This window comes from Providencia sp. PROV109 (genome assembly GCF_033681625.1).
Lineage (GTDB): Bacteria > Pseudomonadota > Gammaproteobacteria > Enterobacterales > Enterobacteriaceae > Providencia > Providencia hangzhouensis.
Map to the genome: position 1 here is coordinate 2,823,797 of NZ_CP096320.1, position 18,611 is coordinate 2,842,407.

The 18,611-nt window shown below is 37.8% G+C and carries 12 protein-coding genes and 2 tRNA genes; 4 read left to right on the forward strand and 10 right to left on the reverse strand.

All coding sequences use genetic code 11. From position 1 onward, the window contains the following. Position 1: 1 nt before the first annotated feature. The 5 genes from M1F25_RS13115 to M1F25_RS13135 are packed head-to-tail and all read right to left on the reverse strand — an operon-like array spanning position 2 to position 6,180. Complete coding sequence (locus M1F25_RS13115; protein ID WP_181488100.1) at positions 2–1,741, reverse strand: acetyl/propionyl/methylcrotonyl-CoA carboxylase subunit alpha; 1,740 nt, start codon at positions 1,739–1,741, stop codon at positions 2–4. Beyond that, the gene (locus M1F25_RS13120; RefSeq protein WP_112307747.1) at positions 1,728–3,332 is read right to left on the reverse strand and encodes a 5-oxoprolinase/urea amidolyase family protein; all 1,605 of its coding nucleotides are present in this window, start codon (positions 3,330–3,332) and stop codon (positions 1,728–1,730) included. The genes M1F25_RS13115 and M1F25_RS13120 overlap by 14 nt, the downstream gene beginning before the upstream one ends. 9 nt (positions 3,333–3,341) lie before the next feature. Then, the gene (locus M1F25_RS13125; RefSeq protein WP_094962314.1) at positions 3,342–4,148 is read right to left on the reverse strand and encodes a putative hydro-lyase; all 807 of its coding nucleotides are present in this window, start codon (positions 4,146–4,148) and stop codon (positions 3,342–3,344) included. Then, positions 4,145–4,924 carry a LamB/YcsF family protein gene (locus M1F25_RS13130; protein ID WP_110591900.1) on the reverse strand — a complete coding sequence of 260 codons (780 nt, stop codon included), beginning with the start codon at positions 4,922–4,924 and terminating at the stop codon, positions 4,145–4,147. Before M1F25_RS13130 ends, M1F25_RS13125 begins: the two co-directional genes overlap by 4 nt. A 14-nt stretch (positions 4,925–4,938) precedes the next feature. After that, positions 4,939–6,180 carry an NRAMP family divalent metal transporter gene (locus M1F25_RS13135; protein ID WP_112307748.1) on the reverse strand — a complete coding sequence of 414 codons (1,242 nt, stop codon included), beginning with the start codon at positions 6,178–6,180 and terminating at the stop codon, positions 4,939–4,941. A gap of 404 nt (positions 6,181–6,584) precedes the next feature. On the opposite strand from M1F25_RS13135, the gene M1F25_RS13140 reads away from it, so the two are divergent. Beyond that, positions 6,585–7,247 carry a GntR family transcriptional regulator gene (locus tag M1F25_RS13140; RefSeq protein ID WP_112307749.1) on the forward strand — a complete coding sequence of 221 codons (663 nt, stop codon included), beginning with the start codon at positions 6,585–6,587 and terminating at the stop codon, positions 7,245–7,247. Positions 7,248–7,810: 563 nt separating this feature from the next. Then, the gene (gene gltP, locus M1F25_RS13145; RefSeq protein ID WP_004259943.1) at positions 7,811–9,118 is read left to right on the forward strand and encodes a glutamate/aspartate:proton symporter GltP; all 1,308 of its coding nucleotides are present in this window, start codon (positions 7,811–7,813) and stop codon (positions 9,116–9,118) included. A 483-nt stretch (positions 9,119–9,601) separates the two neighbouring features. On the opposite strand, the gene lpxL is transcribed toward gltP, so the two are convergent. The 4 genes from lpxL to M1F25_RS13165 form a co-directional block, all read right to left on the reverse strand. Then, on the reverse strand, positions 9,602–10,525 hold the full coding sequence (gene lpxL / locus M1F25_RS13150; RefSeq protein ID WP_004259939.1) for an LpxL/LpxP family Kdo(2)-lipid IV(A) lauroyl/palmitoleoyl acyltransferase: 924 nt from the start codon (positions 10,523–10,525) through the stop codon (positions 9,602–9,604). 638 nt (positions 10,526–11,163) lie between these two features. Next, entirely contained in the window at positions 11,164–11,622 is a 459-nt protein-coding gene (tnpA, locus tag M1F25_RS13155; RefSeq protein WP_153673373.1) for an IS200/IS605 family transposase, read from the reverse strand. Between the two features lie 183 nt (positions 11,623–11,805). Then, positions 11,806–11,881, reverse strand: a tRNA-Thr gene (locus M1F25_RS13160). Positions 11,882–11,886: 5 nt separating this feature from the next. Then, a tRNA-Ser gene (locus M1F25_RS13165) sits at positions 11,887–11,974 on the reverse strand. A 213-nt stretch (positions 11,975–12,187) separates the two neighbouring features. Here M1F25_RS13165 and rcsD point away from each other — a divergent pair. Together rcsD and rcsB are read left to right on the forward strand one after the other, a co-directional pair. Further along, complete coding sequence (rcsD, locus tag M1F25_RS13170) at positions 12,188–14,881, forward strand: phosphotransferase RcsD (protein WP_112307750.1); 2,694 nt, start codon at positions 12,188–12,190, stop codon at positions 14,879–14,881. Between the two features lies 1 nt (position 14,882). Then, complete coding sequence (rcsB, locus tag M1F25_RS13175; RefSeq protein ID WP_004259923.1) at positions 14,883–15,533, forward strand: response regulator transcription factor RcsB; 651 nt, start codon at positions 14,883–14,885, stop codon at positions 15,531–15,533. A 78-nt stretch (positions 15,534–15,611) separates the two neighbouring features. Here rcsB and rcsC read toward each other — a convergent pair whose 3' ends face one another. Continuing rightward, positions 15,612–18,398, reverse strand: coding sequence for a two-component system sensor histidine kinase RcsC (gene rcsC, locus M1F25_RS13180; protein WP_232062974.1), 2,787 nt, complete (start codon positions 18,396–18,398; stop codon positions 15,612–15,614). Between the last annotated feature and the right edge of the window lie 213 nt (positions 18,399–18,611).

An 18,611-nucleotide genomic window follows, 5' to 3' on the forward strand; every position in this document is an offset into this window, starting at 1 on the left:
ACTAAATAATTTCAGCTATTGGGCTTTCTGCTTCAACAAAATCCCCTTTAGTAGCGCAATACTTCAACGTTCCTGTTCTGTGTGCAACAATTTGCACTTCCATTTTCATGGCTTCCATTACACCAATGACATCCCCTTCAGAAACATTATTTCCTTGAGGGATCAGCCAGTTAAATAATATCCCGGAAATAGGTGCGTTGACCGCATCAGGATTATCAACTAATTGAGGAGCTGAATGGGATGCCGCTGAATTATTGACTGAGAAACCAGAAAAAAGTTGAGTGGGCAAACCTAACTCACAACGCTTCCCATCAATTTCAATAAAAGTACGAGTCATCGCAGGATCCGATAATGGAATTTGCCGTTTTGCTGGTGGAATTTCCACATTAAATTCAGTCTCTATCCAACGCGTATGTACACTAAAATTATCACAAAAATCAGCTTGTTCTATTACTGCACGATGGAATGGTAATACGGATGCAACACCTTCAATATTAAATTCTGCCAGTGCTCGACGTGCACGCAAAATGGCTTGGTCACGAGTACTCCCCACGACAATTAATTTAGCCATTAATGAATCAAAGGTACCCGGTATTGTAGTCCCTGCCGTTACGCCACTATCAACACGGACTCCCGGCCCCATTGGTGCATCAAAAACAGTAATAGTGCCGGGGGTCGGTAAAAAACCATTCCCAGCATCTTCGGCATTAATACGAAATTCAAACGCATGCCCTCGAGGAGTCGGCATCTCATTAATACTTAAAGGTAAACCTTCCGCAATACGTAACTGCTCAATCACTAAGTCAATCCCTGCGGTTTCCTCTGTGACTGGGTGCTCAACTTGTAAGCGCGTATTCACTTCTAAAAATGACAGCGTTCCATCTTGGCTTAGCAAAAACTCAACGGTTCCTGCTCCCACATAGCCCGCTTTGCGGCAAATATCCGTTGAGGCTTGGATAATTTGCTGTTGTTGCTTCTCCGATAAAAAAGGGGCTGGCGACTCTTCAACCAGTTTTTGATTACGCCGTTGTAGTGAACAATCACGTGTTCCCACCACCAGCACGTTGCCATGCGTATCTGCAATGACTTGAGCTTCAATGTGCCGTGGGTTATGCAAAAATTGTTCAATAAAACATTCACCTCGGCCAAATGCCGCGGTCGCTTCACGCACAGCTGAATGATAAAGTTCTTCAACTTCATGGAGTTGCCAAGCTACTTTTAGCCCTCGGCCACCACCACCAAATGCCGCTTTAATGGCAATAGGTAAACCATATTGATGAGCAAATTCTAGTACTTCTTGTGCACTATTCACAGGGTCTTTTGTACCAACCACTAGCGGTGCACCGACTTGCATTGCAATATGGCGAGCTTGAACCTTATCCCCTAGTATATCAATGCTGTTTGCGCTAGGCCCAATCCAGATTAACCCTGCGGCTTCAACTGCACGCGCAAATTCAGCGCGTTCAGATAAAAAACCATACCCCGGATGCACCATAGTTGAACCAGACTGCTGAGCGATACTAATCAACTTTTCAATATTTAAATAACTTTCTGCTGGCGAGTTTCCCCCAAGCCCGTAGGCTTCATCAGCCATTTTGACGTGAAGAGCTTCAATATCACTGTCCGCATAAACCGCAACAGACTGGAAACCATAATCACGACATGCACGGATAATACGAACTGCAATTTCGCCTCGATTAGCAATCAATACTTTATGTTTTTTGTTGTTATTCATTTTCATAAGCACAATGGCTCCCTTGTAATACTTTAAATTCACCAAGTGGATTAAAACGTATTTTGGCATTCACAGGGATTTGCCCTGCTAAATCCAAATGGTATTCACATACCGCGCCAATGACGGGATAACCGCCGGTTAAAGGGTGGTCATTGAGAAACAAAACGGGCTGGCCATTTGCTGGCACTTGAATAGCCCCAATGCAAGTCCCTTCACTTGGTAACTCCTGTAGTTGTTCGCGCTCTAACGGTTTTTCACTAGATAAGCGCAGGCCTATTCGGTTTGATGACGCAGTGACTTGCCATAATTGCCTTGTTAGTTGGCCAACGGCTTGTTTTGTAAACCAATCCGTTCGAGGTCCCAATATCACATCCAAAACCACAACATCATTTTCTGCTGGGTAATCAAAAGCAGGTGTCTCATTTAATGAAACGGCTAATGGAGACGAATTAGTATTAACCGTTAATGTTTGACCTACCTTGATTGGGGCAGGGCCAACTTGTGCCAGCGTATCAAACGAGCAACTTGATAAAATAGGTTCAATGTTAAAACCACCCCGCACAGCGAAATAACTACGTACCCCTTTGTTAGGGCGGCTTAATTTAATGGTATCGCCTTTTGCTAAATGAATTGGTTGATAAGTATTAACTTGATATTGTTGGTTTTCTTCCGTAAGAACCTCAATAGTACAAGGTGCACCAGTCACTGCAACAATAAGGTCTTTGTGCGCTTGAGCCTTAAACCCACCTTGCGTTATCTCTAAAACGGCGGAGTCTGATTTATTCCCCACAATACGATTTGCACTACGCAATGCCGATTTATCCATACTGCCAGATTCTGAAATACCTAATGCTGATTGGCCAATACGCCCTAAATCTTGGAATAAAACCTGTAATCCTGTCGCTAAAACGGTTAAATCAGCACTGACATTCTCAGCATTTTTTTCAATACTTACTTTAGTTGGCAAGCTATAGCTAATCTGGCTTTTTGTTGCATCAACAAAGTTTACCCGCATGCCTGCCTGAACGAGTGCGGGTTCTGGTCGATTGATATCCCACATTAATAGCTCAGTCACACCGATTAACTGCCATCCCCCTGGGCTAGCTTGTGGATAAACACTGCTAAACTCCCCGGCTAAGGCAACAGATCCCGCAGGGATACGCACTCTTGGTGATTGACGCCTTGGAACATTCAGATTAGCGCCTTTCGACACCATGTAACCAAAACCCGGAGCAAAACCGCTAAATGCAACCTGAAATTCATTTTCTGTGTGACGACGTATCACTTCTGCAGTGGATATCCCTAAATGCGCTGCAACATCCGAAAGATCCTCTCCATTGTAATGAACAGGGATAGTGACCAATTTACTGGCCTTACCAACTCTTCTCGACACATCCCTAACCGATATCTTTTCAACCAACTCATTTACATCAATCCTGAACGGGTTGTAACGAATTAAAATCGTCCTTGCTGCTGGTGTTATTTCATCAATCCCATAAATGGGCATTTCTGTTAAAGAATCAGTCAATGCCATTGTTTGTTCAAGACTTTCCAACTCCACCATAAAAGCACTTAAATTGACGGGTAAAAATCTCAATTGGCACCTCTATATGTGATATGCGGCATCAGGTACATCCGTAATAAACATGTAACCGGGTGCATGGCTTAATGCGAATGGAACCCCAGATTTCATTACTGCCGCTTGAGGCGTTACACCGCAAGCCCAAAAAACGGGAATTTCGCCCTCTTCAATACGAACCGCATCACCGAAGTCAGGCTGCATAATGTCAGCAATACCTAATTGTTCTGGCGCACCAATATGAACAGGAGTGCCATGCACTGCGGGAAACCGGCCAGTGATACTTACTGCATCAGCAACGCGATGTGCGGGTATTGGTCGCATTGAAACCACTAATTCACCTTGTAAACGCCCTGCTGGACGACATAAGCGATTGGTTTTATACATAGGAACATTGGATTTATCCGTGATATGCCGTACATCAATACCCGCTTCAATCATTGGCGTTTCGAATGTAAAGCTACAACCAATTAAAAAAGTTACTAAATCAGGATGTTGCTGATAAATTTCTGTCGCATCCGTAATTTCATCTACTAGCTGTCCTTTCTCCCACACACGGTAACGTGGAATATCAGTACGTAAATCAGCACCTTCAGCTAAAACCGTTTGCCAGCTCCCTGCCTCACATACATCAAGAACAGGGCAGCTCTTTGGGTTACGCTGAGCGTATAATAAGAAGTCAAATGCCCAGTCACGTGGCAATGCAATCATATTGGCTTGGGTCATGCCCGGGGCAAGGCCTGCTGTTGGTTTGTCATATCCCTCACGGATGGCTTGGCGTGCATGGCGAGCGGCTTCAATGGCCTGCAGTGATGCCTTCATTAGCTGTGTCATTCGTGGTCTCCTTTGTGAGCAAAACCATAAATTTCAATACCTTGTTTTTCTAGTACGGCACGCACCTGTTTTGCCATTTCAAGAGCACCAGGGCTATCGCCATGAACACAAATTGACCCCGCATCAACAGGTGTAAATTTTCCATCAATTGACATCACACCGCCTTCCATGACCAGCTGCAACATGCGGTCTGCAACTATCTGTGGGTCATGTAATACTGAACCAGCTAATTTTCGAGATACTAATGTGCCATCACTGTTATAAGCTCTATCAGCAAAAGCTTCTGCGACCACATTTAAGCCACATTCTCTTGCCCACTCAATTAATGGTGACCCTGCTAATGCCACTAATATCAATTGCTTATCAATGGCTAATATCGCATCAATAACGGCCATTGCTTGGCGTTTATCATGAGCAATCGTGTTATACAGTGCACCATGAGGCTTAACATATAAAACTTGTGCCCCTGCTGCGGTTGCTAACCCTTGTAATGCACCAATTTGATAAATCACGTCTGCAGTTAATTCACTCGATGCAATATCCATATTACGTCGACCAAATCCCACTAAGTCGGGATAACCAACATGAGCACCAACAGCAACACCATTTTCCTTCGCCGCGTTAAGGGTTTTTAATATCCCTTCAGGTGAGCCTGCATGAAAACCGCAGGCAATGTTCGCACTACTAACAACGGGAAGAATGGCGGTATCATTGCCCATTTCCCATTGTCCAAAACTCTCCCCAAGGTCGCTATTTAAATCAATTTGCTTTTTCATGGCTACTCCTTGAGTTATTTCAGATAATTAAAGATTGCACCGACAGACATCGCGCCCATATACCAAGTTAGCGCACATGTCACGACACCTGACCATAATAACCAACGTGGATAATGGTAACCCGACATTAAATCTGAGCGCTTCCAGCCGATATAAACAAATAAAGTTAAACCAATAGGTAAAATTAACCCATTGAAACCACCAGCAAAAACTAATAATGCAGCGGGGGCTGTTCCCATGGATAAATAAACAATCAGAGAAACTGCGATGAATATAATAGTTGCAACATTACGCTGCCTTTCTGTAATAGAGGACTTAAATGCCGTTAAGAAGCTCATTGAGGTATACGCTGCACCAATCACACTGGTGAGTGCAGCAGCCCATAGAATTAAACCAAAAATACGTAAACCAAAATTACCAGCGGCAGCCTGAAATGCTTGAGATGCAGGGTTTGCAGCCTGCCCTGAAATATCAATAGTCACACCACTGGCTACCACACCTAAGATAGCCAAGAACAAAATGTAACGCATCAACCCAACAACTAAGATGCCTTTTGTGGCTGCGCTAGAAACAACTTTAATGTTTTCAATACCTACTGCGCCTTTATCCAATAAGCGATGAGCGCCTGCATAACAGATATATCCCCCAACAGTGCCCCCAACAATAGTGGTTATCATGGCAAAATCAACTGTGTCAGGTAATACGCTTTGACGTAATGCTTCTCCAACAGGTGGGTTTGATGCGATAGCGACAAATAAAGTTAAGCCAATCATCACTACACCTAACCCAATGATTAACCTGTCGATAAAGGTACTGGCCTTACGAGAAGAAAAAATATAAATTGCCAATAATGCACTAATCAAACCGCCCCATTTCGGGTCTAATCCGACTAACGCATTAAGCCCTAAACCTGCACCAGCTATATTGCCAACATTAAATATTAGCCCGCCAAAAATAACTAATATCGCTAATAAATAGCCACTCCCAGGAATTGTGGCATTCGCAATTTCGGATGAGTGCATTTTAGTCAGGGTAACAACCCGCCATATGTTTTGCTGCACAATGAAGTCAATCACAATAGACGCTAATATCCCGAAGGCAAAAGCGGCTCCTAATGTCACGGTAAAAGTCGCAGTTTGTGTGATAAACCCAGGCCCAATGGCTGAGGTTGCCATTAAAAAAATTGCGCTTATCAGTGATGAACGGCGGCTTTTCACATATTCAGCAGTACTTGGTGCACTTTCTTGAGCTGCCATATGAATACTCCTCTAATAGTTATTGTTTTAATTATTGATGTAGTTGTTGATGTCACAATCACTAAGGCAATTATCGTGCCATTGTTCTACTTGTTAGCTATATTGTTAATTCATTTTTAATGGATTGTTGAACAATTAGTATTGAATGATGAATAAACAATCAATAAAAATCGTAATTGCTGGTTTAAAAATCAAGACGAGATCACTTTTTTAACAATTTTGGCTGACAAACCATAATGTTTATCGAGTAAATTGCACCAAATTGATGCAATAAATTTAAATTTCACTATTCTTGTGCAAATACATGGAATGGAATAAGTAAAAGAGAAAGGAAACTTGCTGCTATAACTTGAATATGTGAATATAACGCCTTATCACCCCTGAGACTAAAATTAGCCTTTATTATGAAAAAACAACCTGTTGCACAAACTTTATCTGTCACTATTGCAGAAGTTATACGCCATAAGATAACAGTTGGGGAGATCACACCAGGTCAACGCTTATCTGAAGCAGCATTAAGTGAGGAGCTCGATATTTCTCGAAATACATTGCGAGAAGTTTTTCGCGTACTCACACAGGAAGGTTTATTAACTTATGCCCCAAATAAGGGCGTATTTGTCTCAGTGCCTGATATGGCTGCCATTATCGATATTTATCAAGTTCGCCGACTCATTGAATGTGATGCATTAACTCATGCATATGCCTTGCATCCATCAGTTCAAAAAATGAAAGATGCTGTTCAAGAAGCTCGTGAACATGAAAAGACAGAAAATTGGGTGGGTGTAGGAACTGCAAATATGAAATTTCATACTGCCATTGTTGAGCTATCTGACAGCGAACGCTTAATTAAATTATACCGTAATGTGTCCGCTGAATTACGGCTGGCCTTTGGTCATCTTAATGACCCTAAAATTTTATATGCTCCCTATATTGATAAAAACCATTCTATTCTTAGATTATTAGAGTCTGGCCAAAATTTAGATGCCTCTAATATGTTACGTGATTACTTAGACCTTTCTGAACGCACATTACTCGCTGCATTTAAACGGAAACAATCTGCACTTTGAGTTGCTTTAATATTAATAGTTTTCTTATTTAACTCGCTCATCCCTTACTAATTTCATTACATAAACTTTAGTAGGTGGTCATTTATAGTCATACCTTGATATTTTAATAATTCCTATTCTTCTAATAATGATTAGCTCAAATTAAATTCTTTTTTTATTAACTTATTAAATTGAATGAGTTATACAGAAAATTATATTCTGCTGACTTTTCAATAAAAAGATTATTTTTAGAGGTTGTTTTTCACTCTATCTAGTTTTATTCGCGAAAAAATAAGTAACAAAAAAGCAATATCATTAACAATCTAAAACAATTGCTTACATTTAATTAAAATGACAACTTCACCTTAAAATCCACTAATAATTAACAAAAATCCATAATATTTAACACGCATCGCTATTTTACTATTTAAATTTAACATAATAAACATATTGATATAAATTACATATTGAAATTACTCAAATTTATCGAGTTAATAGTTGTAGTTTTCTCGAATATTCGATATAAAATTTATGATAATAACAACACATACATAAAAATTATTAATATAAAATGAGATTTCATTATGACATTAAACCAAGTGACTAAAAAGAAACTGTTTAAATTTGGCCTAGGATGGCAAATACTGGTTGCTCTTATTTTAGGTGTTATTGCTGGTGCACTTTTACATGATAATACAGAGTACAAAGATTGGTTGATTCTAAATATTCTTTCCCCGGCAGGTAAAATATTTATTCAGTTAATCAAAATGATTGTTGTTCCTATTGTTATATCGACTCTAATTGTTGGAATAGCCGGGGTTGGTAATACTAAGCAATTAGGTTCTCTCGGCTTTAAAACTATCCTTTATTTCGAAATTATCACTACAATTGCCATTATCGTCGGTATCTCTTTTGCCAATATATTCCAACCTGGTGTTGGTATCGATATGTCGCAATTAACGCAAGTCGATATTTCTCAATATGAAAAAACCACTCAAGAAGTCGAAAGCCACCCTTCGGGGATCATTAATACGATCTTAACTTTAGTTCCGAGTAACATTTTCGCAGCGATGGCAAGTGGTGATATGCTACCAGTCATCTTTTTTGCTGTATTATTTGGCTTGGGGCTCTCTTCTTTACCATCAGAGAAGAAACAACCGTTACTCAATGTATTACAGACTTTCTCTGAAACAATGTTCCGTGTAACAAATATGATTATGATGTATGCCCCAATCGGGGTTTTCGCATTAATATCCGTTACCGTCGCTAACTTCGGCTTTTCATCATTAGTTCCTTTATTAAAACTTGTTATCCTCGTCCATTGTGCAATTATATTTTTTGCTGTAGTTGTACTAGGATTAGTCGCTCGTTATTGTCGAATAAATATTTTCACTTTAATGAAAATATTAAAAGATGAGTTATTGCTCGCTTACTCAACAGCCAGTTCTGAAACCGTACTTCCTCGTATTATGGATAAAATGGAAAAATATGGCGCTCCTAAATCCGTAACAAGCTTTGTTATTCCAATTGGCTATTCATTTAACTTAGATGGCTCTACATTATACCAAAGTATTGCTGCTATTTTTATTGCCCAACTCTATGGTATCGAACTCTCCATTGGGCAAGAACTAATCTTAGTATTTACCCTTATGATCACATCTAAAGGCATTGCGGGTGTCCCTGGAGTTTCATTTGTTGTTCTGCTTGCCACATTAGGAAGTGTCGGTATCCCACTAGAAGGGTTAGCATTCATTGCGGGTGTTGACAGAATTCTTGATATGGCACGTACTGCACTTAACGTTGTAGGCAACGCGCTAGCCGCACTTGTTATTGCCAAATGGGAACATAACTATGACGATAAAAAAGCTCGTGAATATGAAGAAAGTTTTTAGTTTATTCTAAAGTAACTCTATATTAGAATAGTCTTCGATTAACATCGTTATTGAAGGCTATTCGATTTTTACGTATTTTACGTAATAAATGACCAGATATTTTATTATTTATTAATTACTCATTAACTTAGTTATTTTTACTTATTAAGTGTAATTTATTTCACATTTTTTTAATTTTTTAAATGGAAATTGGTATTTTATTATTAGTGGAACTACACTAAAAAAGAGTTTTAATTAGCCGTTTATTATATTCGCCAAAGCAGGAAACAATGAATCAAGTAAGAAGATTTCTTTTGTTTTTAAAGGTGCTCCAACACCTAATGGTAATTTTTATATTTTCATTATCATACTTTATGCTACACAGCTGGTTATAACGATAACCTTGTGCTAAACAAGGCTATAAATTATTAATAGACGAGATAAAACATGTGTTTATCTCGTTTTTTATTATGAACTTTAAAGTGCCATAAGATAAATATAAAACTAGCTATAAAGCGACACTTCCCCTTCAGGCCGGGTTTTAAACCGTCGATGAGCCCAAAGGTACTGCTCGGGCGCTTTCATTATTTCAACCTCTAAGATAGAGTTAATTATTGTTGCATCCTGTAATGCATCAGAGCTTGGGTATTCTAGTATTTCTTTTCCCAGTACCAAATCATAATTAGCACCGCTCTTATTTCTCAATAATGTTACCGTGAGTGTTGGAGATTTAGATAATTGAGCAAGTATTGAGGTTCCTTTTGACGTGGAACTATTTTTGACAGAAAAAAACGGCGCAAATATCGTGCCTTTTCTTCCAAAATCTTGGTCCGGTGCAAACCATATGGATTTACCACTTTTTAACTCTTGAACCATAAATTTTAAATTTTTACGATCAATCATTCCTTTACCAGAACGACACCGTCCTTTTGTCTGAATATATTCCATCGCTTTATTGTTATGAGGACGATACATTGCATTAACAGGAAAACAAAGCCCCATAATCCGGCCACCGAGTTCAAGTGACATAAAATGGACCCCAACAATAATCACACCTTTATTTTTAGCAATAGCATCTAAGTAATTGGACATTCCTTTTACTTGAAATAATTTTTTAACTTTTTTATCACTCCAAAACCAGGCTATCCCAGTTTCAAATAATGCGATACCTAAAGATTTTAAGTTATCATTCACCAAAGTATCTATTTCATTTTTGTTTTTATTTGGGAAACACAATTCTAAATTTCGCTTAATGATTGATACTCTTCTTTTAATAAAATACCGTGAATTACTGCCTAAAAAAGCACCAAGCCACATTTGCCATTTATACGGCAATTGAACTAATAAAAATAAGATAAAAACTCCCACCCAAGTTACTACATACTTCGGGTGGACCAATTTCAGTGAAAATGGGTTTTTGGCGTACATTATATCTCCCAATACTTCGCCTTTGCAGAATGCACGCTATTTTAGACAATATTTAGTCTTTTAAATTCAACATGATTACTACAACAAGATGGGTTTTCACCCATAACTATCTGAATACCTTGCAGTTCATCTCCCTTTCGAGTAGATAACAGCCGAATAATCTTTCCAAGCCATTAAGCAATATTTGATTTTTAATATGGCTAATTAATAAATAGCTCTGTGAAGTTCGTTTTCTATTCATCAAAACTATGCATCGGTTAGGCCAACAACATAATCACTTAAACTGCAAGGAACAGATAAAATTATCACATATATGGCTTAATTAATCTCACTATTAATATGCACTTTTGTCATTTTGCGAATTTTTTTGCTGATTTTTGTCAATTTAATCGTTACTTTTTATTGGTGCTTTCAAGAAGCCACCACAATCAGCGATGGAAAGAAAAATTGATGTTCTTTTGGTGATGGAGCCAGAAGTTTGTCACATCAGCGACTAAAGGTAGTTAAATAATATGGATTACAAGCAAGAAATAAATATCCTCCGGCATAGCCGGAGGTTTTTAATATGCGCCTATAAGGCTTTGTTACCAGCCGCGCCCTAACAGGCGCATAACGGCCCTGACATTTGCATCTATGGATTACTTACGGCCCGTAAACGGGCTGCCCGGATAGGGGATCGACAATTGCTCTCCCAATTTATCCTGTTCTAACTGATGTTTTATATATTCTTGTATTCGTTTCGTATTCTTTCCTACCGTATCAACATAGTACCCTCTGCACCAAAACTCTCTATTTCGATATTTAAACTTTAAATCCCCAAATTGCTCATAAAGCATTAGGCTACTTTTTCCTTTTAAATACCCCATAAAGCTCGAAACACTCATCTTGGGTGGGATTTCTAGAAGCATGTGTATATGGTCAACACAACATTCTGCCTCCACTATCCTGACATTTTTCCACTCACACAATTTCCTTAAAATACTACCTATCGCCCTACGTTTTTCACCGTAGAAAACTTGCCTTCTATACTTTGGGGCGAAAACAATGTGATATTTACAATTCCATCGTGTATGCGCTAAGCTCTTTTCGTCCCCCATTGGGACCCCCTTTTGATTTTTTGTTTGACTCTTGCAGTTGCCAGACCGCAAGGTGTTTTAACAAATCAAAAGGGGTTTTAATATCTTATTCAAAGCTGAAAGCTTTACGGAACCCCCAGCCTAGCTGGGGGTTTTCTATGCACAAAAACCCGTTACATCTATTAAATGTAACGGGTTCTTATTTGGTGCCGGCTACCGGAGTCGAACTGGTGACCTACTGATTACAAGTCAGTTGCTCTACCAACTGAGCTAAGCCGGCGAATATGGCGGAGAGATAGAGATTCGAACTCTAGGATGGTTTCCCATCGGCGGTTTTCAAGACCGCTGCCTTCGACCGCTCGGCCATCTCTCCATGGGGCGCGATTATGGAGGAATCCCAGCAACTTGTCTACCCCTGAAAGTAAAAAAATTGATTTTTTTACTTCGTTTGGCTAATCTTCACTCAATTGCTCTCTCTTTTCCAAGAAAAATGGTAACATCTGTGCAAAATCGGTGTCTATCCTTTCTCTAGGCGTATGATTTTTAACCTAATAATACTTTTGCCGATGGGACGACTTGCTACAGTATGTACAAACAATCATTATTAAAGCCAAACACTCTTTTTCGTATTTTCGCAGCATTTATTTTACTGCTGATAGTGATGCTTTGTTTATCACTATTTAACTACTATCAAGCATTGGTTCAAAGCCGTCAGGCTAGTTTGAACAGTATGGCTAGTCGGTTAGCGTATCAAATCGAAGATTATCGTTATCAAGCAAGCCATATCTACAAAATTGCCAATAATAAATCCTCTACCCCATCCGCTGATCAGCTTGCCGTGACAGGAATACGCCATGATATTTTTTGGCTAAGTAGTGCCAACCAATCCATCGATGCTATTGTATTTGGCAATAATAAGCAAAGTAGTAATGTTTTAGCATCTAAACTTGCAAATTATATGGAGATTGTCTGGGGAGCCCGTAATGAATATAACTCAATGTATTATCTCAATGGCTTAGACAATACCCTAGTCTTAGTGACCACTCATTCAATTCTTAAACCTGAGCTACGCTTTAAAGAAAGTTATCTCACATTAACTGCTGAAGAAAAACGTGCTGATATGTTGACTCAATCAACATTATTAGACCGACGGGAAATAATTTCAAATATTCAAAAGTACTCCCCCGATAACCTTTTTTACTATACTTACCGGCTAATGTTTAATTCTCCAGGGCAGCTAACGAGTGTCATATCCTTTGATATTTCTATCAATTCACTGATCCCTCCAAATTTAAATGGGGATTTTTTTACGATTAATACACGCCCTGCAAGCACAGGAAGCAATGAACCTCATACAACTTGGGTCGGAACTAACCTCATTTTCTCCCACCCTATTGATGGCACCAGCTATCAACTTTATTACCATGTCTCATTAAAAAGCATTATCTTTAATGTTATTGGCTATAACTTATGGCTAATGACAGGCATGCTTATTATGATCTTCTTCGCTTTACTGATCATGCTATTCATTCGTAAGCGCCTTATTTCGCCCAATACAAATATGTTGCAAGAGCTGAGTTTTAATGAATCATTGACAAGCGATATTATCAGCCATATTTCATACGGTATTTTGGTTTATGACTTTAATACTAACAAAAAGATTCTGAGCAATGATATTGCTAACCAGTTATTACCTTCTATGGATCTTATTCACATTAAAGAAATGGCGATAGAAAACCATGATGTTATCCAAGTTTCTATCGAGAATATTATCTATGAAGTTATTCTTGTCAATAGCATGACAAAACCCAATACCGTTCTCTTTATTATTATCGACAAAGACAAAGAAGCCTTGACCCAAAAACGTCAAGAATTAGCGAATCGTGAGTACAAAAAAAATATTCACATGCGTAAGATTGTATTTGAGAATATGTGTACTGAGATATTACCCTCACTAATTAAGGTGGATGAACAATTAACTAAATTATCCGAAATAGTCAGCGTAAATAACCGCGCATTTATTTTAGAAATTGAAAGTCAGCTTTTTTATATCAATCGCTGGTTTAAAAACATTAACTTATTAAATCAGCTTGAGTCTCAAGCTAGCTCAGTAAAAACTGAAAACGTTTCTATCAGTAATCTTGTTAGCGAGTTTTTGAAACAAAATTTATCCCAATGCAATAACAAGGGGTTAGCACTTTATTTTCATAATAATCTCAATCCAGATTCACTGATCATGGCAAACCCTGATTATTTAAAACAGTTAATACAACTAATTTGGGATTATTCTATTGCGACAACCTCTTTTGGAAAAATTTCATTCGCGTTATCTTATGATGCCAATAAAAATGTAATTTTATTGAGTATTAAAGACAGTGGAACTGGGGTCAGTAATCTTGAGCTTAGTAATTTACACAGTCCTTTTACTGGGCAAATTTTGAATGCTTCTAACTTTACGCGTTCAGGCATAACATTTTATTTATGTAAGTTACTGGTTAAAAAAATGAATGGTACTTTTTCTATTCGTTCTAGTGATGCAATAGGCACTCATTATGAAATTACGCTTCCTGCAGCTAAAGAAATGCTCGTCAAAGACTTCCCAGCTTTATTGGAAGATGTTTGTATACGCTTAAATATACATAATGCAGATATCTCACGGATTGTTAGGAACATATTAACAAATTATGGAGCAGAATATTTGGACTTAAGTGAAAGCTCCCCTCACACCGACTGGGATCTTTTGATAACTGATAATAATGAGGAATGTTTTGAAAATATTGTTAAAGTAAATGGTACTCTTTTAGGGATTAATCAATTACAACCTCATTATATCGAAACTAACTACAATTTTGCTGATGAATTAATTGATGCTATCTCATTATTGATCGAAAACGCAGAGCATGAGCATGCTGATATTTTGCCTCCAGACCATGTTAGTACTCAAGCGCTTTCACAGAACTCGAATGAATCAATTGAAAATGCAATTACAAGTTATCAATTAGCACTGGCAAATAGCGGATATCGAGATTTGTTTATCACAACAGTACCGATAGATATTAATAAACTGTATAATAGTGAAAGTGTTGAGGATTTGACCGAATTGAAAAACACTGCACATCGTTTAAAAGGAGTTTTTGCTATGCTCGAATTTACTTATCTTCATGAACTTTGTGAAGATTTGGAGCGTTACATAGCAGATGAAAACGGATTGGAAATAAAAAATTGCATTAGCGTGCTGGATAATTCAGTCAAAAAACTAATGCCAGAAGGTAACCAATAATATGAATAACCTAAATGTCATTGTTGCCGATGATCACCCTATCGTTCTTTTCGGCATCAGAAAATCACTTGAACAAATTGAATGGGTGAATATCGTAGGGGAATTTGAGGACTCAACCTCTTTGATTAATAACTTAGCACGTTTAAACGCAGACGTACTAGTTACTGATTTATCTATGCCAGGTGACAAATATGGCGATGGTATTACTTTGATCAAATACATCAAGCGGCATTATCCTGACCTGTCAATTATTGTTCTCACTATGAACAATAACCCTGCCATTCTTAGCGCTATTTTAGAGCTGGATATTGAAGGAATTGTGTTAAAACAAGGTGCGCCAGCTGATTTACCTAAAGCTTTAGCGGCTTTACAGAAAGGCAAAAAATTTACACCAGAAAGCGTGAGCAAACTGTTAGAAAAAGTCAATGCAAGCGGCTATGGCGATAAACGTTTATCACCAAAAGAAAGTGAAGTGCTACGTTTGTTTGCTGAAGGTTTTTTGGTCACTGAAATTGCAAAGAAACTTAACCGCAGTATAAAAACAATCAGTAGCCAGAAAAAATCAGCTATGCTGAAATTAGGTGTTGAAAATGATATAGCGCTACTGAATTACCTTTCTTCTGTCAGTATTGATAACTCGCCTTCAGAGTAAATTTCATTTTAACTATAAGACTACGCCAATAAAAACCCAGTTATGGGTTTTTATTTTTGCGTCCTTTTTTACTCACATTCAACAATAGCGCGTCAAAGTCTCACGTAAAATTGCAATTGTTGTCGGTTTTGATAAACAATCATTCATTCCTGCGTTAATACAGCGTTGCTTTTCTTCTGCCATTGCATTAGCAGTTAATGCGATAACGGGTAAATTGAACTCTAAACGACGCAGTTCCTTTGCCAACTGGTAGCCATCCATATTTGGCATATTTACATCCGTTAAAACAATATCAACATGATGATTATCTAAATATTTTAATGCATCTAGCCCATCTATCGCTGTGCCTGTAGTAAAACCGATAGTCGCTAATTGTTCACTCAATAATGCTCTATTAATTGGATGGTCATCGACAATTAATACATGATGTTCACTTAACGAATGGTCAGCAACCAATGATGGATTTACTGTACTATTTTTCAGCGATTGTTCGGCCGTTTTCATGATGGCTTTATCAATTAAGATAGGTAATTTATCTAATTGATATGTATTATAAATCCACTGGTTTTGTTTTATTTGATGGAGTTCACCGGCATAAATACTTGATAATTGGATATGATGTTCACAAATGCCCCTTTCAGCCTGCTCATAATCAGTTATTAAGAGATCATAATGTTGTGTCTTATCCGTTGCATTATGGCGGACAACAGAAAATTGTTCTTGGCTTAATAAACGCAAAAGAAAGTTCATTAAAAATTCATTTCGACACGAAACTGCAATCCGATAATGAGCCCGGTATTCTGGAATATTTTTCTTAAGATATTCTTGACCATATAAAGGAATTCGAATAGTAAATGAACTACCAAGTCCAATTTGGGAACTGACCTCAATGTCACCATCCATGAGGTTAACCAGTTTTTCGCAAATAGCTAGACCTAAACCAGTTCCTTTATGGCCCATATTATTTTGGTCATAAACTTGAAAGAATGGATCAAACAACTTCATGACCACCGCATGTGTCATTCCAATCCCTGAATCACGTATTTCAATCTTTAAATAATTCTCATCTTTCCATACATAAAGCAATACAAAACCTGATTCTGTAAACTTAATACTATTATTAACAATGTTAGAAATCACTTGTTGTAAACGAACAGGGTCATTCAAAATGAGATCAGGTATATTAGGCTCAATAAAAGAATATAAAGATATTTTTTTCTTCGTGACTAATGGCAGGTAATTTGCTAATACAAACGCAAAAACCTCTCGACAATTAAACAATTTGCTTTCTATTTTCAATTGCTTAGATTCAATTTTCGAAAAGTCTAAAATATCACTAATAATCTGCAATAAAAGTGAAGATGAATTATCCATAGTTGAGACTAAGCGTGTTGCTTTCTCAGGTAATTCATAACGTTGTAGTAATTCTATATTACCAATAATTCCATATAACGGCGTTCTTAATTCATGACTAACTGTCGCTAAAAACATTGACTTAGCATGGTTTGCTTGTTCCGCCGCATCGGCTACATCTTGTAGCGATTTTTCCATTTGAACACGAATGCTAATGTCAACTAATACACAAATAGCGACATCTTCATTTTGGTATCGAGAGTTTACAAAGCTAATTTGTAAGTGTGTGCCGTTGGTTGTCACCACATCTATATAATTGCTCGATTTTTGGCGAATAATTGTCAATATTCGCTGTTTATCATCATCATTTAACAGCCGAAAATAGTCATGGGCTAATTCATTACTGAGAATATTACCACCATCTGTTAATCTTAAAATGATGATACCGACCGGTGCTGATGCTACAATTTTGTGGTTGAATTGTTCATGTTCCTCAAGCCGTATCGCAGTGTTCTCTGCGGGTTCTAGCATTTTCCTTTCAAGTAACCAAATTAAAAAGAAAATCAGCCCACCCGTAAAAATATTTAGGAGGATACCGTAAAAAATGGTGTTTTCTAAACTCGCTAATATTTCCGACGTCGCAATTGAGAAAATGACCGTAATTTGAGAAGGTGCTAACCTTTTTTTGAAGATTAATTTTGAGTAATCTGAGTTAAAACCGAAAAATGAAGGCTCAGAAATATTGAGCAATGCAGAGCTCTTAGGATTGATATCTGTAGGTGAATATAAAACAGGCTGGTTATAGTCGTTAATTATCAATATTTCGATAGCCTTATTTCGCCGTATATTAAACTGATTTAAATTAATTGAACGTTCTAACCCAATAAATGCGGGGAGCAGATTATCGTGCTTGATTGCTTGAATTAAGTAAACCTGCCCATAATCCGGCTGAGCACCATGCGTAATGGTAAATAGCTTACGCTCTTTACCTTGTAGCCTTAAACCTTGATAAGTTCGCACACTTTCGTAGCTAACTTTTTTTAGTATTTCTATATCCGATATTGTAGAACGAATAGGATAATCCACCAGACAATAACTTTTCGAACCCACTAAAAAGACATGGTTTAAAGCTTGAGGCGCTGCAATACTCTCTTTCCAAAAATAATTCAGTTGTTCAAAAGCCTGCAAATAGTTTTCAGCTTTATCCCTAAAATGATCACAATCCGTATTCGGAGTTAATTTATAGAACGAGTAATTAGAGGCATTTGGCAATTCCATAAATTTACTCGTAAAAGTATTTTCCTCTGTCGATTCTTGCAGCTTTATTTGGTACAGATCAGTCATCGACTGAATAGAATTCAGTGTCGCCGCCGTTTGCTGTATATAGACTTGTAGGTTTTCATACCCAGAATAGAACTGCTGGCGAAGATCAGATTTGTATTCATTAAATTGCGAATAAAGGAAAAATAAAGTGATAAAAGCACCCATGCCCCACAACATCAAGCCGAGGATACGAAATAAATCCCGAGAAAGTCTAAGTGATGTTTTAAACGAGGGTAAGTATCTCAAGCGTTTTCCTGTATATTCGATACGATGATCGCTAATTATACTCGATTACATAATAAAAAAGCGACAGACATGAAAAGTAATAAAACTAAGAAATTTAGACTAGAAACTAAAACGGGCAGCTAATATGCTACCCGTTCATTAAATTAAACGCGATAA